Genomic DNA, 24,423 nt, shown 5'->3' on the forward strand with positions numbered 1-24,423 from the left:
GTCACCCAGCCAATCCCCAACCCGGCGCTGAATATTCCGAAGAATAATACCGGCCAAGGGTATCCGGCGAAGACGACAAGCCCGAGCGCGACAGCAACCCACACGGCAAAGAAACCGTAGAACATCCACGCTGGGGTCTTCACCACCTCAATGAGTGTGGAGTGTTCGTGCGGCTTTAGGTCGATTTGCATCCCACCAAAGTAATCGTTCCCAGCCCCGCCCGCAAGCGGGGTTTTTCTTATGGAGAATCTGCCCAATGGCATATCTCTGGCAAAACCCGCTTGTGCCGTTCATCGACACGGCAGGCGATCCATATTCAGGGGCAAAGGCGTATTTCTTCGACGCCAACACCACGACGCCCAAGATCGTCTATGAGGACAGCGCGTTCGATATTGCGCATGACCATCCTGTGGTGGCCGATGGGTATGGACGCTTCCCGGCTATCTTCCTTCCGACCGGCGATTACCGACTGCGCATCGAGGACGCCAACGGGGCCACATTGTGGGACGTGGATGGCGTTTCCGTGCCCAACACGGGCGATGACAGCGGCGGGGGTGGCGGAGATACGCCGGAAACGCTTCTTGCCCGCACAGGTGATCTCAAGGCACGCTACGACACTGGGGCGCACTCAGGCTGGGTCAGGGCGAACGGGCGCACAATTGGCGATGGAAGTTCCGGGGCAACGGAACGCGCCAATGAGGACTGCGAGGACTTGTTTCTGCTCCTGTGGGCGGTTGACGCGAACCTAACCGTCAGCGGCGGACGCGGCGCTTCTGCGGCGGGCGACTGGTCAGCCAGCAAGACAATCGAACTGCCCAGCTTCCGCAACCGCGCCATCTTCGGCCTTGGCGATATGGGCAACACCAACGTCGCCCTGATAGACGACAGCCTGTTCGACAACGGCAACAACGTCACGCTTGGCTCGTACGGCGGCGTAGATGATGTGACGCTGACAATCGCACAGATGCCGTCGCACGACCACACGGGTACAACCACCAGTAATGGCGCGCACAGCCACAGTGTGAATACCTCCGTGGATTCTGGCGGGGGGATACTCTACCGGGGCAGCAATAGCGGGACGGTCGAAAGCCAGTCCACAAGTTCGGCTGGCGCCCACAGTCACACCCTTAACATCAATGACCGTGGCGGGGGCGAGGCGCATACCAACATGCCGCCATTTGGCCTCGCGACCATCTATATCAAGCTTTAGCGGGGCGAAAGAATGTATCAGGCTTCTTTCACCGCAACAGATTCCGCCGATTGGGCCGAGGCCATAGAGGTCATCAACGGCGACACCAATCTCCCGCTTGATATCAGCGATATCGCCTTTGAGCTTGCTGTCCGCGACCGCTGCGGCGCCGAGCTTCTGAATGCCAGCACTGAGGCGGGAACGCTGGAACGCGCGGGCACCAACGTCATCCGCTGGCGCTTCACGCCCACCGATATGGGCGGGCTTTGCACTGGCACGACTTACAAGGTCGGCCTGACCATGACCACCGATGAGGGCACCACGCAGGTGCTTGTCGGGTCTCTTTCCTTCATTGATGGGGTTGTCGAATGACTGCCAATGTCCGCCTGCGCGTCCTTCCGCGTATCCCTCCTATCGATGGTCGGCAGGCAGAATTCCAAGCCACCGATACGCATATTCAATGGCGCATCGAGGGCGATGACGAATGGCAAGACCTGCTTCCGATTTCTGATCTGGTCGGAGAACAGGGGCCGAGCATTGAACTCCAGTACGACGGCACAAACATCCAGTGGCGCGTTGCCGGAGAAGGCGGGCTTTGGTCTGACCTCGTAGATGTCGATACGCTTCTCGCACCCGCCGTTGAGGACGCGACGGCGGGAGCGGCGCAGAGTGCGAGTGAGGCGCAGGGGTTCCGAAACGAAGCAGAGGGCTTCAAGGATGCCGCCGAGGCTGCGGCGGGGTCTGTTGTTAGCCCTGGAGACTATGGAGCGAGCGAGGGTTCCTCAGGCGCCACCAACGACGCGGCCTTTGCGGCGTTCGAGGCGGTGCTTTCTGGGTCCATCGTGGACCTGCGCAGCAAGACCTATCCTATCACTACGATCCCGACCGGCAATACCTACCAGAATGGCTATTGGCTGATCGAGAACTACGACGAGACGGCCACGGTACGCATCCCGGCAAAGAACACCATCAATCGGACGTTGGCCCAGATCACCAATGACGACGCGCTCGACGGCCAGCCGCAGGATAGCTGGCACTCATACAACGATGGTGTTGGCAAATGGCCGGTCGTGTTCGCCCTCTGGCGGCAGCGCAGCAATAATCTTCACGGTGGCGGCGAAGAATATCAGTCCATGCTGTGCCGGTCGAAGGACGGAGGGATGACATGGGGCGAGGTAGAATGGATCATCCCGAGCGAATATAATCGTCAGCCTTTTGCGGCGGGGCAAGTGAACGGTCAGCAATTTGTGATCGTTCGTGATACCGGACAACCCCATAAGTTGTTTGGCCGGAGGCTATACCAACGCCGTGAGCTTACTGGGCAAAACCTGTCCCGTGGCACCGATATTTTGTACATAGAAGAGATGCCGGATCATGGCGTCAAAGCTGGTGATAAAGTCCGGGTTCTCGATTGGTCCGGTGCAGCACTCAACGGCGTCACACCCGATGGCGAATACACGGTCGCCGTTAGCGAGGATACGCGGTTTGGCATCACTGTCACTGGCATGGTGGAAAATGCCGGCTTCGTTGAGCGCGACTTTAACCTTGAGTTTGTCGAAGGGCCCTTCACCGAAATTCTCTTTGGCGGGCAACACCTCAGTGATGCAGTTGCGGCGGCTTCTGGGGGGAGCCTCCCCAACCTAACTACGCTCTACATGCACCTAGAGCCTGACCCTGATAACCCAGGGGGCGGCTTCTACACCGTGACGCATGGCGGGGGTGGAAACCAGCCGGGATCATGGATGGTCCGAGTGGCTAATCCGCTTCAAAGCGGGGCGAGTATCAGTGCCGTCCGGCAGATTTCGACCTATGGCGTCGAGGCGTCTATCCGAAAAGATGCTGACGGATATCTCTACACCATGATCCGCTCCCAAGAAAACGGCGAGGCTGTCCAGTTTGGCTGGTCGGACGACGAGGGGCAGACATGGACCCTGACTACCGGGCCGGCCTATCCTTGGGCGCTTCTATCAGGCACCGCCATGGTGATCGTTGGCGACAAACTGTTTGCCACCTTGAGCGGAGCTAGGAACGCTACGGCGCTACTGACTGAGGAAGGCATCGTGCCGATGTATCTGCTCGAAGCCACACTGGCCGATTTGAGGTCGGAAGGTTTCGATGCATTCACGATCACCAAAGTGCAGGACATGTACTTTTCCGATGGGCGGCTAGGGGAAGGTTCCGTTACCGGCGTACAATCCATGGTGGCGGTTCAGGACCGGCTCATCATTGGATATTGCAGCGAGTTTGCCCCGACCAAAGACAATCTTGGCGGGCTGTCAGATATCTTCGCGCTGACAATTGAGCTTGACGGCGACAGCATCCAAGCGGCGCAGAACCGGGAGATCATACCCCGAACCTTCGTTCGGGAGCCCGTTTCCTATCGCACGATCAGGCTGTACGCCTCCGTTAATGCGGACGGGACAATCGCCAGCCGCAACATTGATGCCGGATTGCAACTCGACGTGTCCAAATCCTCCACAGGCCAGTACGATTTCACTTTCGTGGATGCGGCTGGGGGTGGTCCCTACAACATCGCGACCACGCTTTACTACCCGCAGGCGACGTGCGGAACGGCGGGACGCATCGCGAATTGGAACAGCAAGGGCTCCGGCGGCTTCAGTATAGAGACCACGGCAAACGGCGGGGCACTGACTGACACCCGATTCACTGTGGCGGTCGATATTCTGCGCTAGGTAAGTCGCCTGCACCCATAGACCGCGCGCCAGTTGTCCCTGAAGCCTCCCAAGGCGTCCACCGGCGCGCGGTCATCAACTTTCTTCCACTGAGACCCGCCCTTATTTACCCGCCGCTCCGATATATCGTAGCCTGCCAAAACTGTTTCCACATCGTACCCTGCTTTCTCGAACAACACGCGAAAGCCATCATGCGAGAATCGGAAATAGTCGGTCGGTACGGGGTGGTATCGCCACGCGAATGGAGCGGCGTGAACATTCAACCCGCCGACCTTGCACAGCCGAAGGCAGTTTTGCGCAGCAATCCACGGCTTCTCAACGTGTTCAAAAACATCATGGGAAAATACCACATCGAACTGCTGCCCGAGGTCCAAGTTTGGATCGCATATATCTGCGATGACGACCTCAAAGTCACCCTCGCCGGACTTTGCTATGTCCATAATGATTCGCTCTGCGAAGCCTTGTAGATAGCGGTATCCGCCGTACCCGCCGCCGACACCCAGCAGCCGTAACCGCTCGTTCGGGCGATCCTTGACATAGGCACTGACCAGGTCGCGTGCCGCCGTCTTGGGCAGCAGCGGCACAGTGGGGGCATACTCTACCGGCTTTAAGGCGGAAACCGTATCTATGTGCTTGGTGATGAGTTGCTCAAGTTTCCCGCTCCGAGCCATCCGCAAAAAAACATCCTCGTCGCTTTCGCGGCCCGCGACTAAGGGTGAGGCCTTAGCCTCTCTTTTGGCAAGGTCCCCTCTCAACTCATGAATAGCATCGATGACAGTCTTGTTGTCAGCCGGAGGCACAAGGCCGACAGACCTTCGTGCGCGATAAATTCGTTGCTTTATGTCTTTGAGCACCAATGCCTCCCGTTCGAGCCCCGGAAAACTACTCTACGATGGTTCCGAGAGGCAAGCGCCTCCGGCCCGGCTCTATCAACATCGGCAGGAGGCCAGCATCGGCCTCAGCGCCAAGGGTTCTGATCCCTGCTCCCCCGCATAACCAGCATCACCACGACGCCGATCGGCGCCCCAACCCATAGCCCGATCAGAAAGCTGAAAATATCCATGTGATCCCCCAATCAATGGGCGGATGACACCACGATCCCGCCCCGCCGTAAAGCGGGCAAAGAAAAAGGCCCGACCGTAGCCGAGCCTGATGAGGTACTGGGGAAATGCCTGGCCAAAGGCGTCAGAGCCAGACACCTCATAGGCTCACCAAACCAGCGTCTCGGCAATTACATCATTGGATTGATGGTGAGCCGCCCACCGGATCAGAGTTCGGTGAGCGGCTCTGCAATGCTTGGAGGCAACTGCGCGTGCATTATGCCACCGGTGATCGGGGAAGGCCAGTAGGAGCCTCTTCCTGAATAAGCCGCCCACCGGAGGAGTTTGTGGGGGGATCGATGGGCGGCTCTCTGAGGGACGCAACGTTTTCGGAGACATTGCTTGACCCGAACGGCGCTCGCCGGCCGAGGGTTGCGGCGATTCACGTTTGAAAAGTTTCGGCATCCCCAGAGACGAAGTAATTGGGTCGGGCGCCTCACATTCGCCCGACCCGCGTCACCAGGCTTTGCCGAGCGCTCGTGACCAAGCCAAGCTAGCACAAAACCAAACATCGACAAGGAGGCCACGATGGCCCTAACCGCACGCGCGGCGCTTGAGCTCGCCTCGCACGAGGCGCTTGTGCGCCAAACCTACAAAGACAGCGTCGGAGTCCTGACCTGGTGCGTCGGCATGACCAACGCGACTGGCCATCGGGTCGAGCGCTATATCGGCAATCCGGCGCCGCTCCAGCACTGCATGAACCTCTTCGTCTGGGCGCTGCGGAACTACGCCAAGCATGTCGACGAGGTGTTTGCCGGCCATCGGCTCACCGAGGCGCAGTATGCCGCCATCCTGTCGTTTACCTGGAACCTTGGGGCAGGGGCGCTGCGCAACGCGTCCTGGGTGCGCCATTTCAAGGCCGGCGACATGGAGGCGGCCGAGAGAGCATTCAAGGTCTGGAACAAGGCAGGTGGGCGGACAGTCAAGGGGTTGGTCACCCGGCGTGCCCTCGAAGCTGATCTGTTGTTTCGCGGAAAATGGAGCAACGACGGCACGATCATCGAATACACTCGCCTGCGCTCCAACATGCAGGTGGACTTTGCCAGCGCCAAGCGGGTGAACGTCACCGCCGAGCTCTCCAACGCCTTCTCGGGCGAGCGCAGCCCGATCGTTGATCAGGCACCGCAACCCGATGCTCCGGTTGAGACGCCGACGCTCTCGCCAAAGCCCAATGCGGCTTCGTTCATCGCGATCATCGTTGCGGCCATTCTCGGCTTCATCGGCTGGCGTGTCTCGCAAGCCTGATCCCTTCAACCCTCGTCAACTGTCTGCCGCCCTCTGAGGCGGCTTTTTCATAGGAGAACACCATGGGCAAGCTGCTCAATCTTCTCACCATGTTCGGGCCTCTCCGGGCGGCCAAGCTCTGGGTGGCCTTGGGTATGGCCATCGTGCAGTTCGTCAACGTCTATTCGGGAATCGATCTCGGGCTTGATGAGGAAACGCTGACCGCCATCATCGGCGGCCTGGGCGCTCTGCTTGTCTGGCTTGTGCCGAATGCAAAGCCGGATGTTCCGGTACTGACGGAAGCCGAGGCGCGGGCGCGGACGGGCTACGCCGGTCCTATCGAGACGCGGAACCGCTGACACATTCGCGGCGCGCGGGCAGGGCAACCCGTGCGCCTCATTTCTACTTCTGACTTATAGGGGCTCCCGTGGCAGATCAGGACAAGACAATGAACGTCCCAACCCCCAAATGGCGTTTCGAATGGAACCTGAATACCGTGGCCATTATCATCGGCTTTGCCGTGATGATTGGTGGCTGGGGCTATAACTACTCCGACCTGGTGGCGGCGGATCGTGCCAACGCGCAGGCGATAGAGCAGATACGAAGTGACGTTGCCGAGCTATCCGCCACACAGCGAACGCTCGACAATCACGAGTTGCGCCTTACCGCCGTGGAGACCCAGGCACGAGAGACCGTCGGCGCCATGCGAACCATCGAGCAGTCCCTCAACTCTCTTTCGTCCGACATTCGCGTTATGAGGGAGATCATCGAGAGGATGGAGCGATCGCAAGCTTCGGTTGTCGCCGGCCGATGAACGAGGTCCGCTGTGCCTGCTGCAATGCCCTCGTGCAGGCATGGACACCCTACAGGGTGCAGGACAAGCTCTACATCTGCTTCCGCCACTGTGACGTCGCCCAGCAGATCGAGGCGCGGTTCGAGCTGGCGACGCGGGATTGACTCGGCCTAGCGTTTGTTCTTTATCCGTTCTTATGGGTGGTCGTGATGGCGCATTCGTGGTGGAAACCCTCCAAGACCATATGGAGGATGGTAGCGAGTGCACCCTGTTCTGCCGTTGCCATCATTCCAAGAAAATCCCGGTGACGCGCCTGATCGAGATTTTCGGCGCTGATTTCCGCATAGTGCCGAACCGAGGCTATTTCCTCTCACGGTTCAAATGCGAGAAGTGCGGTTCGCGCCCGGTGACAGTCCACTTCACTCCGGGGAATGTTCCGAACGGATGGTGAGGGCCCGCCGCTCCTGCATCGTCAGCTTCTGCTCGCCTTTATGGAAATGCGAGTGCCGGGGATTTCGGCACATATGGCACGAGCAACCTTGAAGGTGATTGGCCCATGACGCCCGCTCATCATGCGGGTAGATCGCTCGGGCCTTCTTTTTCATCCGCTCCAGGTGAGCGCGGCGTTCTGCTGAGTGTCCCATCTACCACCTCACAGAGACAGGGTTAGGATTGGGGAACGACGCTTACGCCTTTCACCGAGAGGATTCGCGCTGTCGCAGAAATGACCGCTAGGGCGCACAACTCCAAACCGCTACTCAGTCCCCAAACTGTTTCCGTCGCTCATAAGCGCCAGAGAAGGGATTGGGTGCAACCTACATCGCTGGCGACCGGGAGCGAACCCCAATCCTTGGCTATCGGCTTACGACGAGCATTCCCGTCCGCGACCAGCTTCTGACTTTCGGCATCGCCACCAAGTTTAGCCATCGGCAAAACTATCTGTGACCACCGGCACCCAAACTCGTAGCCCATCCGGGCGGAACTTTCCGGGTCCCTCACATTCCTAGCCCGAAGGCACGGCTGTTCTTGCCAGCGTATTCGGAATGCGAAGGCCCGGTATCGAGGGCGATCAACTCCCCGGCCCTGTAATCAGGGTCTTAAGCGAGAACCCATTGAGTTGGCCTCGCGAACGGGTGGAGTATAGCAGGGAAGGGGGCGGATTGCACCAAAAACGGTTAGACAAAACCGTCGTAAGTCCTTGATTTTTGATGACAGGTTAGACGGTACACATGCCGGTTTGGTATTGATTTTACTGCAATAATTTCGCAGTCAGAGTCCGTGGGTCTACCGTTAACCTATTCCCCACCAGTGCGAGCTTGCCGCTTGCCTCGAACCGGATGGCTCCGGAAGAGTTGCGCCTGTTTAGCGGCACACGTTGGCGATTTCAAGCCCGCAATTTCAATCATCGGTGAGTTTAATGACGCACCGGGGCGCGCCAGGCGATGGCGCGGTTGGGGCTGTAGCAGCCAAGGGCAACCCGGTTGGAATAATTGCCCGAAACGATCTGGACCTGACCGTTTTCGCAAGCGCCGACCACCACGCCCACATGACTGGACATCACCATGATGGAGCCCACCGTGCCCGGAGCGGCCTCGGCGCCGTAGTTGGCAAAATCGCGCGCCTGGTTCGAGCCCCGTGGGGCGAGGCCTGTGCGGGCGAGGACGGTGTCGAGATAGCATGCGCACCAGCGACCGGGACATCCGGAGGGGCGGGTGGCGCCAAGCTCGCTGAGCATGACGTTGATGACGGTTTGTGCGTCCCTGGCGGAAGCGGGGGTGTTGACGATGGAGGCAGCGAAGGCGGCGAGAAGAAGCGAAAAGACAAGACGCATCACTTTAATATTGTCCTTGGGCTCTATGAGGCACAGTACAACCAGAGCACTGGATGGACCGGCACTTGGTTCCGAGAAGTCATTGGCAGACGAAAACCGTCGCGAGCGGATCGGCCAATTGGAGGATGTTCCGCAAACGGGCAGGTTGATCACGCATGGAGGCGTGCATGGGGACTGCGCGACTGCGGCCCCCCTCCCGTAGACGGGGGATAAACTGGATTTTTGTGGCCACAAATTGACCAGGTGCCGGCGAGCGCTGTCGCGTGGGATGATTGCGTTACCTGCCGCGATGGACTACCGTGGCTTCGAAGTGAAAAATGATCTGCCTCGGGCGCCATTCGACCGGGTGCGGGAAGGGGAAACGAACCCGTCCCGGGGTCCTATAGGGCGACCAGGCAGCACGGAGAACCGAGTGACCGATTCCCATCGGTCCACCGCCTTGCCGGCGGCGAGTGTTCATGCGCGGGAGCGTGGACGCGAACCAGTCCGGCATGATCGCGACGACGCAAAGGCGCATCCGGGCGCCAAGCGCGGGCCGCGGTGGACGTCGCAAGCCAAATCCGGCGGGACGCGCAAGAAGCGCGCTCCCATTTACGCCGCGCTCGACCTGGGCACCAACAATTGCCGTCTCCTGATCGCCAAGCCGACTGAGAACGGCTTTCGCGTGCTTGATGGCTTTTCGCGCATCGTTCGACTGGGGGAGGGGCTGAGCCAGACCGGCCGGCTTTCCGAAGCGGCGATGGAGCGCACGATCGAGGCGCTCAAGCTCTGCCGCGGCAAGCTCGCTCAGCATGAGGGTATCAAGGCGCGCATCGTTGCAACCGAAGCTTGCCGCGCGGCAACCAATTCGGCTGCGTTCCTCAACCGCGTCAAGCGCGAAGTGGGCCTGCAGTTTGAAGTGATCGACCGCAAAACCGAAGCCGAACTGGCGGTGACCGGCTGCGCGGATCTGATCGAAATCGATGTGCCAGGCGCCATCCTGTTCGATATCGGTGGTGGCTCGTCCGAACTCGCCTGGCTGGATTTCCGCGGCGGGCGCCCGCGCAACCAGGGCAAGACCTCCGCTTCGATCCGCTCCTGGCAGTCGCTGCCTGTCGGGGTGGTCTCGATCGCCGAAAAATTCGGCGGCGTCGACGTAACGCCGGCTGTTTTCGAGGCAATGGTCGATCACGTCACCCAGCAATTGCGTCACTTCCGGGGGCGCGACAAGCTTCGCGACATGCTGGGCAGCCATCCGGTGCATTTTCTTGGTACGTCGGGAACCGTGACGACGCTTGCCGGGCTCTATCTTGGGCTCGAGCGCTATGAGCGCGCCAAGGTCGATGGGCTCTGGATGCATGCCAACGATGTGGATGCGACCATGCGCGTACTGCTGGCCATGAGCTATGAAAAACGCATGGCCAATCCATGCATCGGGCGGGAACGGGCCGATTTGGTCATTCCCGGCTGCGCCATTTTCGAGGCGATCCGCCGCGAGTGGCCATGCCAGCGTATCCGCGTGGCCGACCGGGGGCTGCGCGAGGGAATTCTCATTTCGATGATGTCGGACGACCGCGTGTGGATGCGTCCCCGTCCCAACCGCAGACGCAGAGGAGGGAGCGATGCCCAATAAGCCCACAGGCAAAGGCTCTGGACGTCGCGGCGAACGGGATCTCAAGACCCGGGTCAAGACGGCGCGCAAGCGGACAATATCCTCAACGCTGTGGCTGCAGCGCCAGCTCAACGACCCCTATGTCGCCCGCGCGCGCGCAGAGGGTTGGCGGGCGCGGTCGGCATTCAAGCTGCTCGAACTGGACGAGAAATACGGGCTGCTCAAACCTGGCATGCGGGTGGTCGATCTGGGGGCGGCGCCCGGTGGATGGTGCCAGGTGGCCGTCAAGGCCGTGAAATCGGACCCGGAAAACCCGACGGTGGTGGGGATCGACTACCTGGAAATGGATCCGGTGCCTGGCGCCGCGCTGCTGCAGAAGGATTTTACCGACGAGGACGCGCCGCAGGCGCTGATCGATCTTCTGGGCGGACGCAAGGCCGATATCGTGCTTTCCGACATGGCGGCACCCACGACAGGGCATAAACCCACCGATCACCTACGCATCGTGGCGCTCGTGGAAATCGCTGCCGATTTCGCGCTCGATGTCCTGGCGCCGGGCGGCACGTTCGTGGCCAAGGTGTTCCAGGGCGGGACCGAGCACGAGCTGTTGGCCATGCTCAAGCGCAATTTCGCCTCGACCTTCCATGCCAAGCCGCCCTCGAGCCGCGCGGAATCGGCCGAGACCTATCTTATCGCGCGCGGGTTCAAGGGCGAGCGGCAGGATTAAAAGCGCGGCGCGCGGCCTTCGAAGCCTTTTTCGCTCGCCTTTTCGAGTGCCGCAGCCCGTTGGGCGGCTGTTCGGTGGCCGGAGACCTCGCTGCCGGCGTCTTTTGCCAAACGCAGATAGGGGATCACCGCCAAAAGCGATATGGCCGCGATCACGTAGAACGCAACGTGGAAATCGATAACGCCCAATGGCTCGCCCCGCAGATGGCTGCTCAATTCGAGCACACCGCCGGCCATGGCGACCGCCAGGGCGGTGGCGATCGGACGCATCACCGAATGAATAGCGGTGGCGGGGCCGGCCTGATCGTCTTCGATATCGGCGAAGGCCAAGGCGTTCTGACCGGTAAAATACATGGAGCGGACGAGGCCCACGAGGAAAATGACCAGCATCATGACCACTATGGGAGTCTGGGCGACAAAGGACCCCTGGATGGCCATGCCGATGGGCGAAAGGATCGCAGCGGCCAAGAGCGCTGTGCGGAAGCCGATGCGCTCATAGATCGGTTTGGCCATGAATTTCATGGCCAGCGCGCCCAGCGAGGCGACGAAGGTGATGAGCCCGGTTTCGAACGGCGAATAGCCGAAGCCGACCTGCAGCATGAGTGGCAGCAGGAACGGGGTTGCGCCGGCCGCGATCAGGAAGAACGCAGTGCCCAGGACTGCCGCGCGATAAGTCGGCTGCAAGAACAGACGCGGGTCGAGCAGTGGGTGATCGATCCTGAGGGAATAGGGGATGTAGATCAGCACCGCCGCGACACCGATGGCAGTCGAAGCAATGGCGATCCAGAGGGGCAGTACGGGCATCGAGAGCAGCGACAGCCCGAAAACGATACCCGAAAAGGCAACAGCACAGAGAACGAGGCCGAGAAAATCAATGGGATGCAACTCAGCCGATTCCACATGCGGCAGGAATTTGGTGATGAGCACGACGCCCAAGAGCCCGATGGGCACGTTGATGAGAAAGATCCAGTGCCAGGATAGGAACGTTGTGAGGAACCCGCCGATGGGCGGTCCCAGGGTGGGGCCGATCAGCGCCGGGATGGTGAGCCAGGCCATGGCGTTGACGAGTTCGGTGCGCGGGGTGGTGCGCAACAGGATGAGGCGGGCGAGCGGCGTCATCATCGCTCCGCCCATTCCCTTGAGAAAGCGCGCCATGACGAACTCGTGCAGGGAGCCTGCAAAGGCGCAGGCGATCGATCCGACCACGAACACCAGGATGGCGCCGCGGAAGACGTTCTTGGCGCCGAACTTGTCGGCCAGCCAGGCGCTCATGGGAATGAAGATGGCCAGCGCCACGAAATAAGCAGTGAAGGCCAGCTTGAGCGCCACCGGTGTGGAGCCGATATCGGCGGCGATGGCCGGAAGCGATGTCGCGATGACGGTGGCATCCATGTTTTCCATGAACAGGGCCACCGCCAGGATCAGCGGAATGAGACGGGACAAGGGAAAAGTCCGGCGGGATGTGAATCTATTGAATTGTCGAATGTATCATCACCCCTCTCGCCCGGCGTGACAATCCGAGGCGGAGGATTATTTCAGTCCGGCGAACCAATCGGGCGTTCCGGACGTTGAGGGAAAACCAACCTCAATTGCGCAGGCCACCGATGTCGCAGCGACGCTTCCATCTTGTGCTCAATGTCAATTCCGGAACCGTCCAAGCGCTGGGAGTCACCGAAGCCGATCTCAGGGCGATCTTCGAGGCGCGGGGGCTCGACGTCACGATTGATGCCGACCCCGACAAACAGCTGTCCGAGCGGATCCAGACAGCGCTCGAAAGCGATGCAGACACCATCATCGCGGCGGGCGGAGACGGCACGGTCACGGCCCTGGCGACAGCGGTCATAGATAGCGACAAGAACCTCGCCATTCTCCCACTCGGCACGGCGAACCTTCTTGCGCGCGATCTGGGCGTGCCGCTCGACATGGAGGAATGCGTGGATGCTCTGGCGACAATGGAGCCACTGGCCATAGACGTCTCGGAAGTCAACGGCACGATTTTTCTGCACAAGGCGGTGATCGGAGTCATTCCCGAACTGGCCGCAGGTCGCGAATATATCCGGGGCCAGGGCGTCGGGGCCAAGATCGGTTATATGCGCTATTTCTTCCGTCGCATCGGGCGGGCCCGGAGATTGGCGCTGGAGATCGCAACCGGCGACGGCCAGACCCGGATCGAACGCGTGCAGGCGATCGCCGTGGCGTCCAACGCCTATGACGAAGGGCTGGGCCGGTTTTTCCACCGCGACAAACTCGATACGGGACTTTTGACCATCTATGTGCTGCGCCACCTTAATTTTGGTGACATGATCAAGCTGGCCACGGGCATGTTGGCTGGACACTGGCGCGATTACGATGCCCTCGATATTTCGACCGCAAAAACCGTCACCATACGGTCGAAAAAGCCGCGCCTGCAGCTTATGATCGACGGTGAGGTGACTTCGATGGAGGTGCCGTTGAACTTCAAGATCTACCCGCGCGTACTTTCCGTGCTCGCGCCACTCCGGGCGATCAAGGAAGAGATTGCCGAGGAACAGGCGGAGGCGACAGGGACAATGGGACAGACCGCCTGATGCGCATCATTCACCTTTCCGACCTCCATTTCGGCCATCACGACGATAGCGTGGTGCAATCGATGGAAGCCGAAATCGCCGCGCAAGGGCCCGACCTCGTCGTGGTGTCGGGCGATTTCACCCAGGTCGGAAGCCGCGAGGAATTTGCCAAGGCCCGGGAATTCCTCGACACGTTGCCGGCCCCGTTTATGGCTGTTCCGGGCAATCACGACGTGCCGGAGCGCAATCTGATCCGGCGCTTCTTCAATCCCTATAGCTGTTATCGCCGCTATATCAGCCGCGACCTCGAGCCGTTCATCGTACGGGACGGGGTGGCATTGGCGGGGCTCAAGACGTCACGCCGCGCCAACTGGCGTGGGCTGAACTGGGCGGATGGCGCGATCAGCCACGAGCAGCTCGAACAGCTCGAGGCGCGCTTCGCCCAGGTGCCGCCCGAGACGGTCAAGGTGGTGGTGGCGCACCACCCGCTTCTCCTGCCCGAAGGGCCGATGGGCAAGCAGCAGAATCGGGTGCGGCGGGCCGACAAGGCGCTGGCGACTTTCGCCCGTATCGGCGTGCGGTTGGTGCTGTCGGGGCATTTTCACATGTCCTATGTGCGCAAGCACGAGCATATCGGCGAAGTTCGGGTGTCCGAACCAGTTGGCCCGCGGGAGAGCGCTGCCGGACACATCCTGGTCGCCCAGGCGGCCTCGACGACGTCCACGCGCCTGCGTGGCGAGCCTAACGCCTACAACCTCATCGATATCGAAAATGACGAGATCACCATTCGTGTGCGTGAATGGGGTGGTGGAGGTTGGGCTACCCGCGAAAAGGCGCAGGAGCCGGCTTGAGACGAAAACTCGATCTCCGAACGGGGCGTTCGATATGGCTCTCTTACCGCACCACGAAAATCGAAGAACATCCGCTTAGCCGCGATGTCAGAACCGATGTTTTGGTGGTAGGATCGGGCATTTCGGGGGCGATGGTGGCCGATCTGTTGTCCGAGGCTGGCCATGATGTCCTCGTTCTCGACCGCCGAGGACCGTCACGTGGCTCTACCCCTGCCACCACGGCACTTGTCCAATATGAGATCGACGTGCCGTTACGCGAACTGGCCGGCAAGATCGGGTCCGAGAAAGCCACCCGCGCATGGCGACGTGCCCGGCTGGCCGTGCTCAATCTCAAGGGCCGCATCGAGGAGCTGGGGATCGCGTGCCGGATGTCGCCACGGCAGACGCTCTATCTCGCCGGCAACCAGCTTTCGGGCTCTTCATTGCGTGCGGAGGCCGATGAGCGCGCAGCGGCAGGGCTTTCGGCGCGCTATCTGACAGCGGGGCAATTGCAAGCCGGCTTTGGAATCGAGCGGGATGGGGCGATCCTGAGCCAGGGCAATCTAGCGCTCGATCCGGTCAAGCTGACGACCGGCCTTCTGACGCGCGCCGCCGAGCGCGGTGCCCGCATCTACGCGCCCGAAGAAGCGGCCGATTTCGTTCATTCCTCCAATGGCGTTACGGTAAGAACCAAATCCGGTCGGGCCATCTCCGCTTCCCATGTGGTGCTCGCGACGGGGTATGAACTGACCGATATCGTCAAGGAGGATCGCCATAGGATCATTTCCACCTGGGCGATCGCCACGGGCCGTCAGCCGAAATCGGCGCTCGTGCCGGGTGAGCCGCTCATCTGGGAGGCGTCCGACCCCTATCTTTATCTGCGCACCACTCATGACGGGCGCATCATCTGCGGCGGCGAAGACGAGTCCTTCGGTGACGAAGACAGGCGCGATCGGTTGATCGGAGAAAAATCGAAGCGACTGAGCGAGAAGCTTGCAAACCTGCTGCCCCGGATCGATTCATCGCCCGAATTTGCCTGGGCCGGCAGTTTCGGCACCACGGTGACCGGGCTGCCACTGATTGGCCCATTGCCTCGGCGTCCAAGGATATTTGCGCTTATGGGTTATGGCGGCAACGGTATCACCTTCGCGCGTATCGCTGCCGAACTGATCACCACGGCCATCGGCGGCGGCCTGGATACGGACGCCGATATTTTCGCGCTGTGAGGGGAAACGACCGATCTGTGAGGCAAGTTTGGGTATGTTCGTGTTGCATCAACCTGTCACAAATCGGATAGTTAGTGCGACCGATATGTGGAAATGGCGGGCGAGCGCCATGAAAACACCGTCTTGACGCGTTGACAAACGGCCTCTACCCCCGCTTATCGACCGTAGAGTAAAGCAATTTCGCAAGGCCGCATGAAAATCGCATTCGTTATCCCCGCTTACAATGAAGAAGCGATGATCGGGCAATGCCTCGAAGCCATCCTTGCCGAAGTCAAGCGGAGCGGGCAGCCCGCCGATGTCATCGTCATCGACAACGCCTCGACCGATCGCACCGGAGAGATTGCCGCGAGCTATCCCGGTGTGCGCGTCGTCAAGGAAATGAACAAGGGCTTGGTCCATGCGCGCCATGCCGGTTTTGCGGCGAGCGCCGGCTATGATCTGGTGGCCAATATCGATGCGGACACCATGGTACCCGAGGGGTGGCTTTCAACCGTAGTCGACGAGTTCACAAAGCATCCCGAACTTGTCTGCCTATCAGGACCGTATTTCTATTACGACCTGACGCGTAGCCAGCGCGCGCTTGTGGAGGTGTTCTACGTCTTCACTTACGGCGCCTACATCGTGAACCGCTTCATCCTTCGCGTCGGTTCGGTGATCCATGGCGGCAATTTCGTGTTTCGGCGCGAGGCCTGGGAGAAGGCGGGCGGATATGACCGCACGATCTCTTTCTACGGCGAGGATACCGATGTCGCCGTGCGGCTGTCCAAAATCGGTCCGGTCAAATGGACGCACCGGCTGCGCATCAAGACCTCGGGCCGCCGCTTGGCGCATGAGGGAATCCTGCGTACCGGCTTTGTCTATGCGAAAAACTTCGTTTCGATGACCTTCCGCGGCAAGCCGGCGACGACCGAATATCGGGATATCCGGGAGTAGCGCCCCACTTCCCAAACCCCGATCGCGGTGCTATTGACCCTCGCCAACCCAAAAGCTGGCGATGAGTCTTTCCTTTCGCCGGCAAGCGGACAAATGCGGGCGGGCAGGGCGGTCACAAAGCCGACGGCTCGCCACGCTAAACCATCGACATTCATCCGTTCCACGATGAAGGGCACGAAAGGGGCTGGCCTTGGCGAAGATCATTACCTCAATTACCGGTGACGCCGCGCTCACCTTCGACGACGTGCTGCTGCAGCCCGCCCGTTCCGACGTGCTGCCGACAGACGTCGATATCCGCAGCCGCGTGACCAAGGACATCGCGCTCAATCTGCCGATCCTCTCCTCGGCCATGGATACAGTGACGGAAGCCAGCATGGCGATCGCCATGGCTCAAGCCGGGGGCATGGGGGTGATTCATCGTAACCTCACCCCGGAGCAGCAGGCCGAACAGGTCAAGCAGGTCAAGCATTTCGAATCCGGCATGGTGGTCAACCCGATCACGATCGGTCCCGATGCGACGCTGGCCGACGCCTATGCGCTGATGGACCGCTACAAGATCTCTGGCATTCCCGTGGTCGCCAATGGCGGCACGGGCGGGCGCAACAATGGCAAGCTGGTGGGCATCCTCACCAATCGCGATGTGCGCTTTGCCAGCAACGATCGCCAGAAGATCTCCGAATTGATGACTCGTGAGGGCCTGATCACCGTTCGCGAGGGGGTGAGCCAGGAGGAGGCCAAGCGTCTCCTGCACCAGCACCGCATTGAAAAGCTCCTTGTTGTCGACGAATTCCAGAACTGCATCGGGCTGATTACCGTCAAGGATATCGAGAAAGCCCAACTGCATCCCAACGCCATCAAAGACGCCCAGGGCCGCCTGCGCGTTGCGGCCGCTTCGACCACCGGCGACCAGGGCTTCGAGCGCTCGCTCGGGCTTATCGACGCCGGCGTCGACCTTTTGGTGATCGACACGGCGCACGGCCATTCGGTGCGCGTCGCCGAGGCCGTCGAGCGCGTCAAGCGCGAAAGCAATTCCACGCGCATCGTTGCCGGGAACGTGGCGACTGCTGAAGCCACCAAGGCGCTGATCGATGCCGGCGCTGACGCCATCAAGGTCGGCATTGGGCCGGGTTCGATCTGCACCACCCGCATCGTCGCCGGCGTTGGCGTGCCACAGCTCGCGGCCGTCATGGCCTGTGCCGAGGAAGCCGACAAGCAGGGTGTGCCGGTGATCGCCGATGGGGGCATCAAGTTCTCGGGCGATCTGGCCAAGGCCCTCGCCGGCGGCGCGGCCTGCGCCATGGTGGGCTCGCTGCTCGCCGGCACCGACGAAAGCCCGGGCGAGGTCTATCTCTACCAGGGCCGCTCGTACAAATCTTATCGCGGCATGGGCTCGGTGGGCGCCATGGCGCGTGGCTCGGCGGATCGCTACTTCCAGCAGGAGGTTAACGATACCATGAAGCTGGTGCCCGAAGGGATCGAAGGACAGGTGCCCTACAAGGGCCAGGCCGGGGCGGTGCTGCACCAGCTCGCCGGCGGTTTGCGCGCCGCCATGGGCTATACCGGGGCCAAGGACCTCGAAACCTTCCGCCGCGAAGCGACCTTCGTGAAGATCTCGGGGGCGGCGCTGAGCGAAAGTCACGTCCATGACGTGACCATCACCCGCGAAAGCCCGAACTACCGCGGGGGCAAGTAGTCCATGGTAGGCGTTGCGTTCTGGCTGACCATGGCGGGGACGCTCTGATGCGGCTGCCCGGACGGATAGCTGCCGCCATCGAGGTGTTGGCCGACGTGGAAGCGCGCAAGCGTCCAGCCTCCGAAGCCCTCAAGGCGTGGGCGCTGGACCATCGCTTTGCCGGTGCGGGCGACCGCGCGGCGATCGGCAATCTCGTCTACGACGCTCTGCGCAAGCGGGCGAGCCATGCCTGGCGCATGGGGGAGGATACGCCGCGCGCACTGGTGCTTTCGGTTGTGGTGACCGAGTGGAATCAGGACGTGAAGACCTTGAATCAGGACTTCAGCGCCGACCGCTTCGCGCCGGAATCGATTTCGGAAGCCGAGACGCTAAGGCTTTCTTCCGACTCGGTTTTTTCCGATGCCCCCGACTGGGTGAAGGCTGACGTGCCGGAATGGCTGGCTCCGTCTCTGGAGGAAAATTTCGGCGAGCGCTGGATCGAGGAAGGGCAGGGGATGACCACTCGCCCGCCGCTCGACATGCGCGTCAATCGGCTCAAATCTGATCGGGCACGGGTGAAGAAATCGCTGGCGCGGTTTGAACCTGCCGAGACGCGTATTGCGCCCGACGGCCTGCGGATCCCGTCGGGGCCGGCCGACGCGCGGACGGCAAATGTCACCGCCGATGAGGGCTACCAGAAGGGTTGGTTCGAGGTTCAGGACGAAGGCAGCCAGATCGTTTCGCTTCTGGCGAGCGCAAAACCTGGCGAGCAGGTTCTCGACCTTTGCGCGGGCGCCGGGGGCAAGACGCTGGCACTGGCTTCGGCGATGGGCAATACTGGGCAGATCTTCGCCTATGACAGTGAACGGACGCGTCTGGCGCCGATCCACGAGCGCCTGAAGCGCAATGGCGTGCGCAATGCCCAGGTGCGTAACCCCGATGCGGGAGCGCTTGATGACCTCGAAGGCCGCATCGACCGCGTGCTGGTCGATGCTCCCTGTACCGGAACAGGGACGTGGCGGCGGCGGCCGGACACCAAATGGAAGCTCAGCCCAGCGCAGCTCGAAACGCGGTTGACCGAGCAGGTAGCTGTGCTTGATGACGCGGCCGGTTTTTTGAAACCGGGAGGCGAACTTGTCTATGTCACCTGCTCGATCCTGCCCCAGGAGAACGACGATCAGGTCGCGGCATTTCTCGAGCGGCATCTCGATTTCGCGCTCGTCTCCCTGCCCGAACGCTGGGACGCTCTGTTTCCCGGTGCGGCGAAACCAGTGAGCCGGAACGGAATGACGGTGACGCTGACGCCGGCGAGCACTGACACGGACGGCTTTTTCTGCGCCGTTCTGACCAAAAGGGCCGGTTGAACCAAATACGCTCCGGTCGCGTTCAAGGCGCATGGCACATGCCCCCACCCTCGACGACCTCAAGCAGCCGCGCGCCCTTCTGACGCTGGCCTTGTTTCTCATCATCGTGATCGGGGTCGGAGCCTTGATCGGCTCACAGACGGCGCCCGGTCTCTGGTATGCCGGATTGGAAAAACCGCCGTTCAATCCGCCCGATTGGGTGTTCGCGCCGGTCTGGTTCGCGCTTTATGTCCTGATCGCCATCGCCGGCTGGCGCACCTTTCTCGCCGCGCCATTGAGCTTGGCCATGGGATTATGGCTGGTTCAGATGCTGCTCAACTGGACTTGGTCACCGGCATTCTTCATGGCGGAAAACCTCTGGCTCGGAATGGTCGTGATCGTGCCGATGCTGGTGGTGATTGTCGCTTTTGTCGCCGAGCGTTGGAATCGGGACCGGGTATCGGCGCTGCTTTTCGTGCCCTATGCGGCCTGGGTCGCTTTCGCAACGCTGCTCAACGCTTCGCTGGCCATTCTCAACTGATCGTCCCAAAAATCAACCACCCCGGATGCGAGGGACATCCGGGGTGGCTGCAAAAGGCCTAAGGGCATGGGACCGCAACTGGCCTTTTGACCGGGATGCGCGGAGTGGGACGCTTTGGGGGGCCGCGCATAACCCGTTTTTTTCGGCAGTCCGGTTGGTCTCCCGGCGTCCGCCAGTTGCCCTAACAACGCGGTAACCCCCGGTGAGTTGCACGGCCCTCATCGATTATTTGCGTCATCTTCGCGCGATAATGCAGTCTCGCGACCCATTGCTTCATCGTCCGATTCCGATTAAAGCCTCGCCATGCAGAACGACGCCCCCACCGACACCATCCTTATCGTCGATTTCGGTTCGCAGGTCACCCAGCTCATTGCACGCCGGGTCCGCGAAACCGGGGTCTATTGCGAGATTCATCCGTTCAGCACGGCTGTTGAGAAGCTCGACGTGCTCAAGCCCAAGGGCATCATCCTTTCGGGCGGTCCGGCAAGCGTGATCGAGGAAGGTGCACCTCAGGTCGATCCGAAACTGCTCGACTATGGCGTTCCCGTGTTCGGCATCTGCTACGGGCAGCAGGCGATGTGCGTGGCGCTGGGTGGTGTGGTCGAACCGGGGTATATGCGCGAATTCGGCCGCGCCGAGGTGCGGATCGAAAAGGATTGCGCGCTCTATAATGGCGTATGGGAACTCGATCATTCCTACCAGGTGTGGATGAGTCACGGAGATAAGGTCTCCGAGATCCCCCACGGCTTCGAAGTGGTCGGCACCTCGCCCGGCGCGCCGTTCGCGATGATCGCCAATGAGGAGCGCAAATTCTACGGCGTCCAGTTCCATCCCGAAGTGGTGCACACGCCTGATGGCGCCAAGCTCTACGCTCAATTCGTGCACGAGATCTGCGGTTGCGAGGCGACCTGGACCATGGCCGCCTACCGCGAGCAGGCGATTGCTGCGATCCGCGAGCAGGTAGGCGACAAGAAGGTGATCTGCGGTCTCTCGGGCGGTGTGGATTCCTCGGTGGCCGCCATCCTGATCCACGAGGCGATCGGTGATCAGCTCACCTGCATTTTTGTCGACCACGGACTGATGCGCAAGAACGAGGCCGATGAAGTGGTCTCGATGTTCAGGCATCAGTATAACATTCCGCTCGTGCATGTTGATGCATCGGATGAATTCATCGGTGAACTCGAGGGCATCGTCGAGCCTGAGGCCAAGCGCAAGATCATAGGCCGGCTGTTCATCGAGACGTTTGAAAAGGAAGCCGCCAAGATCGGTGGCGTGGAATTCCTCGCCCAGGGCACGCTCTATCCGGATGTGATCGAATCCGTCTCGTTTACGGGCGGCCCTTCGGTCACCATCAAGAGCCATCACAACGTCGGCGGGCTGCCTGAGCGCATGAACATGAAGCTCGTTGAACCCCTGCGCGAATTGTTCAAGGACGAAGTGCGCAAGCTGGGCCGCGAGCTCGGTTTGCCCGAGCATTTCGTCGGCCGCCATCCATTCCCCGGGCCTGGCCTTGCCATACGCCTGCCGGGCGGCGTGACGCGCGAAAAGCTCGACATCCTGCGCCAGGCGGACGCGATCTATCTCGACGAAATCCGCAAGGCAGGTCTCTACGACACCATCTGGCAGGCCTTCGCGGTGCTGCTGCCGGTGCAAACCGTAGGGGTGATGGGGGACGGCCGGACCTATGAAAGCGTCTGCGCCCTGAGGGCAGTGACTTCGGTCGACGGCATGACCGCCGATTTCTATCCCTTCGACATGAGCTTTTTGGGCCGCGCCGCGACCCGGATTATCAACGAGGTCAAGGGCATCAACCGCGTGGTCTATGACGTCACGTCCAAGCCGCCGGGAACCATCGAATGGGAATGATTTTTGCCCCTCCGGCGGTATCCAAAACTACGCTATTGTACGCTGTAAGACACTGATAAATTACAATAAACCTTTCATGGTCTGTTGGCATCTATCGAGGGGTATCCTTTCGTTCTGACGGCAGATCAGACGGTATGGGGCGTCTTGTTCGCCGTGGAAAAATGCTATACCGTCAGGGGCACGAGAGCTGTTGACGGTATATTTTTTCCGACTAACGGATTGTTCTGAAGGGGAAAAGTCCGTTCAATCAGGCTGATTTTGCCCTTACGGTATAGTCGGCGCCGCTCTCCGCATTTTGGCTAATTTTGGAGGCGTATCGTGCTGACTGACACTGCCATCAAAGCACTGAAACCACAGCAGAAATTGTATAAGGTGTCCGATCGTGACGGTATGTATGTTGCCGTCCAGCCTTCGGGCGCGGTCGTATTCCGCTATGACTATCGTCTCAACGGCCGCCGGGAGACTTTGACGCTCGGCAGGTACGGGCCGGAAGGACTGTCCCTCGCACGTGCCCGCGAGAAGCTGATCGATGCAAAGCGAGCGATCCTCGAAGGCCGATCACCTGCGCAGGAGAAGCAGCACGAAAAGCGCCGACTGAAAGAGGCAAAGCGCTTTGGGGAGTTCGGCGAGAGATGGTTTCAGGAATCGCGCATGGCTGACAGCACCCGCGCCATGCGTCGCTCGATCTATGAGCGCGACATCCTCCCGACGTTTCGGAATCGGTTATTGCCCGAGATCACGCCGGACGATCTTCGCGCAATGTGCGTCAGGGTGAAGGAGCGTGGCGCGCCGGCCACGGCCGTACACGTTCGCGACATCGTCAAGCTTATTTTCGCTTTCGCGAATCTACACGGCGAGAAGGTCGCCAATCCGGCTGACGATGTTGGGCCAGCTTCGATCGCGACCTTCGTCCCGAAGGATCGATCGCTTTCGCCGGCGGAGATCCGCATCATGTTGGGCCAGCTCGAGCATGTGCCAACGCTTCCCACGATACGGCTCGGGATGAAGTTGTTTCTGCTGACGATGGTGCGGAAGAGCGAGCTGCAGGATGCGACGTGGGATGAAGTGGACTTTGAAAATGCCGTCTGGTCGATCCCCAAGGAACGGATGAAGCGGTCGAAGGCTCACAACGTATATCTGTCGCAGCAAGCCATAGACATATTCATCGCCCTGAAAACCTGCGCGGGAAGCTCGCGCTATGTCTTGCCGTCTCGCTACGATGCGGACGCGCCGATGTCGCGGGCTACGTTCAATCGCATCACGACTGCGGTCGTCGTTCAGGCGAAGAAGGAGGGATTGCCGCTGGAGCCGTTCACGGTTCACGATCTACGGCGAACCGGATCGACGCTGTTAAACGAACTTGGCTTCAATAGCGACTGGATCGAAAAGTGCTTGGCTCACGAAGATGGACGGTCGTCGCGCGGGATCTATAACAAAGCGGAATACGAACATCAGCGACGCCACATGATGGAGGAGTGGTCCAACCTAGTGGACGCCTGGAGCACAGGAAAAAAATACATACCAACGCTGCTCCCGCCCGCGATGGAGGTATTGGAGTTGGAGCCTAGTGTTTGACGGGCCGGGTCTTCCGCTGATGCACATCGGGAGACGGAGCACGATTGATAGCTTTTGCTCTTGAGGCTTGGCGTCGCTCTTCGACCCAAGCCTCGACTTCAGCGAGATCCCAAACGACGCATCGTGACGTCAGATAGAAGCGTTGTGGGAACTCACCACGTTGCTCCATATCGTAGATGGTTGTGTCGGCGAGAGGGACGATTTCGCGGAGTTGGTGCCGTCGGATAGTACGTCGAGTCAAAGCGGCGTCAGGGCGGCTCATCGCTTGCTCCTCACAATAGGAAAGCGATACAAGCCGATAGACAGCGTGGATTGGAATACTCTGCGGCACGTCGTGGTAGAAACGGCGGTGATGGCGTGTAAATCGGACGATGCATTCGAAGCTTTGGCGCCGGAAGTGGCTCGCCGGGTTCGGCGAAAACGCGACTACGAATACTCGATCCCGCTACTCCGCGTACGCCAGCTTTGCCTAAGAGGCGCAAGCGGGACCGGGACCGCGCGGAAGCCAGACGCCTAGCGGGAGGTCCAAAACCGTCTTTGAGAGACCGGGCGGTCGCCTTGGCGCTGGAGCGAGGCACAGTGCGGACCCGCGACCTCACGGACATTGGTGTTCCCCGTTGCTATCTGGCTCGCATGTGCGACGAGGGCCTGCTCGCGAAGGTCGGCTATGGGCGCTACCGTGCTGCACAAGGTGAGGCGGCTTGATCCGGTCTTATCGTTAGTCGCGAACGGGAGCACTAAGCC

The 24,423-nt window shown here is 60.6% G+C and carries 23 protein-coding genes; 19 read left to right on the top strand and 4 right to left on the bottom strand.

Features of this window, described 5'->3' with window-relative positions; translation table 11 throughout:
- Positions 1–256 precede the first annotated feature (256 nt).
- The 3 genes from NO932_RS06630 to NO932_RS06640 are packed head-to-tail and all read left to right on the top strand — an operon-like array spanning position 257 to position 3,882.
- On the top strand, positions 257–1,210 hold the full coding sequence (locus tag NO932_RS06630; protein WP_309210328.1) for a hypothetical protein: 954 nt from the start codon (positions 257–259) through the stop codon (positions 1,208–1,210).
- Positions 1,211–1,222: 12 nt separating this feature from the next.
- Entirely contained in the window at positions 1,223–1,561 is a 339-nt protein-coding gene (locus NO932_RS06635; protein ID WP_309210329.1) for a hypothetical protein, read from the top strand.
- Complete coding sequence (locus NO932_RS06640) at positions 1,558–3,882, top strand: hypothetical protein (protein ID WP_309210331.1); 2,325 nt, start codon at positions 1,558–1,560, stop codon at positions 3,880–3,882. Before NO932_RS06635 ends, NO932_RS06640 begins: the two co-directional genes overlap by 4 nt.
- Here the strand turns inward: NO932_RS06640 and NO932_RS06645 are convergent.
- Positions 3,879–4,736 carry a methyltransferase domain-containing protein gene (locus NO932_RS06645; protein WP_309210332.1) on the bottom strand — a complete coding sequence of 286 codons (858 nt, stop codon included), beginning with the start codon at positions 4,734–4,736 and terminating at the stop codon, positions 3,879–3,881. The two genes, NO932_RS06640 and NO932_RS06645, sit on opposite strands and share 4 nt — an antisense overlap.
- 774 nt (positions 4,737–5,510) lie before the next feature.
- On the opposite strand from NO932_RS06645, the gene NO932_RS06650 reads away from it, so the two are divergent.
- From NO932_RS06650 to NO932_RS06665, 4 genes are all read left to right on the top strand, one after another.
- Complete coding sequence (locus tag NO932_RS06650) at positions 5,511–6,227, top strand: glycoside hydrolase family protein (RefSeq protein WP_309210334.1); 717 nt, start codon at positions 5,511–5,513, stop codon at positions 6,225–6,227.
- A gap of 62 nt (positions 6,228–6,289) precedes the next feature.
- A complete protein-coding gene (locus tag NO932_RS06655) occupies positions 6,290–6,565 on the top strand; it encodes a hypothetical protein (protein ID WP_309210335.1) in 276 nt (91 codons plus the stop codon).
- Between the two features lie 89 nt (positions 6,566–6,654).
- Positions 6,655–7,020, top strand: coding sequence for a hypothetical protein (locus NO932_RS06660; RefSeq protein WP_309210336.1), 366 nt, complete (start codon positions 6,655–6,657; stop codon positions 7,018–7,020).
- Positions 7,017–7,163, top strand: coding sequence for a hypothetical protein (locus tag NO932_RS06665; protein ID WP_309210337.1), 147 nt, complete (start codon positions 7,017–7,019; stop codon positions 7,161–7,163). Before NO932_RS06660 ends, NO932_RS06665 begins: the two co-directional genes overlap by 4 nt.
- A gap of 1,250 nt (positions 7,164–8,413) precedes the next feature.
- Here NO932_RS06665 and NO932_RS06670 read toward each other — a convergent pair.
- On the bottom strand, positions 8,414–8,833 hold the full coding sequence (locus NO932_RS06670; protein WP_309161813.1) for a hypothetical protein: 420 nt from the start codon (positions 8,831–8,833) through the stop codon (positions 8,414–8,416).
- 409 nt (positions 8,834–9,242) lie between these two features.
- Here NO932_RS06670 and NO932_RS06675 point away from each other — a divergent pair, with 409 nt between their 5' ends.
- Both NO932_RS06675 and NO932_RS06680 read left to right on the top strand, forming a co-directional pair.
- Positions 9,243–10,442, top strand: a complete 1,200-nt coding sequence (locus NO932_RS06675) for a Ppx/GppA phosphatase family protein (protein WP_309210339.1) — start codon at positions 9,243–9,245, stop codon at positions 10,440–10,442.
- Positions 10,432–11,148: an RlmE family RNA methyltransferase gene (locus NO932_RS06680; RefSeq protein ID WP_309210340.1), complete on the top strand. Its 717-nt coding sequence runs from the start codon at positions 10,432–10,434 to the stop codon at positions 11,146–11,148. Before NO932_RS06675 ends, NO932_RS06680 begins: the two co-directional genes overlap by 11 nt.
- On the opposite strand, the gene NO932_RS06685 is transcribed toward NO932_RS06680, so the two are convergent.
- A complete protein-coding gene (locus tag NO932_RS06685; protein ID WP_309210341.1) occupies positions 11,145–12,590 on the bottom strand; it encodes an MFS transporter in 1,446 nt (481 codons plus the stop codon). The two genes, NO932_RS06680 and NO932_RS06685, sit on opposite strands and share 4 nt — an antisense overlap.
- Positions 12,591–12,751: 161 nt before the next feature.
- Between NO932_RS06685 and NO932_RS06690 the strand changes: the two genes are divergently transcribed.
- The 9 genes from NO932_RS06690 to NO932_RS06730 all read left to right on the top strand — a co-directional run bounded on the left by NO932_RS06690 (position 12,752) and on the right by NO932_RS06730 (position 23,679).
- Positions 12,752–13,714, top strand: coding sequence for a diacylglycerol kinase family protein (locus NO932_RS06690; RefSeq protein ID WP_309210342.1), 963 nt, complete (start codon positions 12,752–12,754; stop codon positions 13,712–13,714).
- A complete protein-coding gene (locus NO932_RS06695) occupies positions 13,714–14,544 on the top strand; it encodes a metallophosphoesterase (protein WP_309210343.1) in 831 nt (276 codons plus the stop codon). The genes NO932_RS06690 and NO932_RS06695 overlap by 1 nt, the downstream gene beginning before the upstream one ends.
- Positions 14,541–15,749, top strand: coding sequence for an FAD-binding oxidoreductase (locus NO932_RS06700; protein WP_309210345.1), 1,209 nt, complete (start codon positions 14,541–14,543; stop codon positions 15,747–15,749). Before NO932_RS06695 ends, NO932_RS06700 begins: the two co-directional genes overlap by 4 nt.
- 192 nt (positions 15,750–15,941) lie before the next feature.
- The gene (locus NO932_RS06705) at positions 15,942–16,682 is read left to right on the top strand and encodes a glycosyltransferase family A protein (RefSeq protein ID WP_309210346.1); all 741 of its coding nucleotides are present in this window, start codon (positions 15,942–15,944) and stop codon (positions 16,680–16,682) included.
- Between the two features lie 190 nt (positions 16,683–16,872).
- Positions 16,873–18,375, top strand: coding sequence for an IMP dehydrogenase (guaB, locus tag NO932_RS06710; protein ID WP_309210347.1), 1,503 nt, complete (start codon positions 16,873–16,875; stop codon positions 18,373–18,375).
- A gap of 47 nt (positions 18,376–18,422) precedes the next feature.
- A complete protein-coding gene (locus NO932_RS06715) occupies positions 18,423–19,718 on the top strand; it encodes an RsmB/NOP family class I SAM-dependent RNA methyltransferase (RefSeq protein ID WP_309210348.1) in 1,296 nt (431 codons plus the stop codon).
- Positions 19,719–19,749: 31 nt separating this feature from the next.
- Entirely contained in the window at positions 19,750–20,238 is a 489-nt protein-coding gene (locus tag NO932_RS06720; protein ID WP_309210349.1) for a TspO/MBR family protein, read from the top strand.
- Between the two features lie 303 nt (positions 20,239–20,541).
- Positions 20,542–22,104: a glutamine-hydrolyzing GMP synthase gene (gene guaA, locus NO932_RS06725; protein ID WP_309210351.1), complete on the top strand. Its 1,563-nt coding sequence runs from the start codon at positions 20,542–20,544 to the stop codon at positions 22,102–22,104.
- A gap of 318 nt (positions 22,105–22,422) precedes the next feature.
- On the top strand, positions 22,423–23,679 hold the full coding sequence (locus NO932_RS06730; RefSeq protein WP_309210352.1) for a tyrosine-type recombinase/integrase: 1,257 nt from the start codon (positions 22,423–22,425) through the stop codon (positions 23,677–23,679).
- On the opposite strand, the gene NO932_RS06735 is transcribed toward NO932_RS06730, so the two are convergent.
- Positions 23,669–23,941 (bottom strand): AlpA family phage regulatory protein, encoded by a 273-nt coding sequence (locus tag NO932_RS06735; RefSeq protein WP_309210353.1) that lies wholly within the window; start codon positions 23,939–23,941, stop codon positions 23,669–23,671. The two genes, NO932_RS06730 and NO932_RS06735, sit on opposite strands and share 11 nt — an antisense overlap.
- A 317-nt stretch (positions 23,942–24,258) precedes the next feature.
- On the opposite strand from NO932_RS06735, the gene NO932_RS19355 reads away from it, so the two are divergent.
- Positions 24,259–24,384, top strand: a complete 126-nt coding sequence (locus NO932_RS19355) for a type IV toxin-antitoxin system AbiEi family antitoxin domain-containing protein (RefSeq protein ID WP_375142853.1) — start codon at positions 24,259–24,261, stop codon at positions 24,382–24,384.
- The last annotated feature ends 39 nt before the right edge of the window (positions 24,385–24,423 follow it).

It is taken from the genome of Pelagibacterium sp. 26DY04, assembly GCF_031202305.1.
Lineage (GTDB): Bacteria > Pseudomonadota > Alphaproteobacteria > Rhizobiales > Devosiaceae > Pelagibacterium.